The sequence below is a fragment of the Winogradskyella psychrotolerans RS-3 genome (genome assembly GCF_000427335.1).
Taxonomy (GTDB): Bacteria; Bacteroidota; Bacteroidia; order Flavobacteriales; family Flavobacteriaceae; genus Winogradskyella; species Winogradskyella psychrotolerans.
In genome coordinates, this window is sequence record NZ_ATMR01000017.1 from 1 (window position 1) to 527 (window position 527).

The following is a 527-nucleotide window of genomic DNA, read 5'->3' on the forward strand; positions in this document are numbered from 1 at the left end:
AATATTGGCGGCATCCTGACCTGCAGCTACTACAATCCCCACAGTATTGCCCTCGAATCTTAGTTTAAGGGATTTAGCTCCTTTGTTCCCAATTAAAAAGGCTCATTTACAAAGTCAGGTCTTGTTTTTTATTGTCATTTGGCTTCCAGTTTGAATCTATGTGCCATCCTTTAGCTAGTTGTGCCTCATTTATATCTATTAGTTTTCCCTTATCATAGGAATAAGGGTCTATCCTTTCTGGTGTCGAATAGCTGGTTGTTTTATCCGACATGTTTTGCCTTTTATTATAGCTATTTTTAAGGAAGGTGATAATAGAATTGCCGTAAATCCCTTGGCCAAACGGTGAAGGATGAAGATTTTTGAAATCATCTTCCCAGGTAAATTCCCCAGCATTGATTCTGTCTGTTACTTCTTTTGCCAGGTTTATGGTTGGGATATTATAATGGTCTGCTACTGACTGGTGGTTTTTGATTACTTCTGGCACTAAACCTTGGTTGTAGGAGGCCATTTTTCCGGGATCTACAAAA

1 protein-coding gene is annotated in these 527 nt (G+C 38.9%); it reads right to left on the minus strand.

Annotated features, from left to right (window positions below):
- Positions 1 to 106: 106 nt before the first annotated feature.
- A partial coding sequence (locus ADIWIN_RS20460) for a hypothetical protein (RefSeq protein ID WP_200859776.1) occupies positions 107 to 527 on the minus strand: 421 nt, incomplete at its 5' end.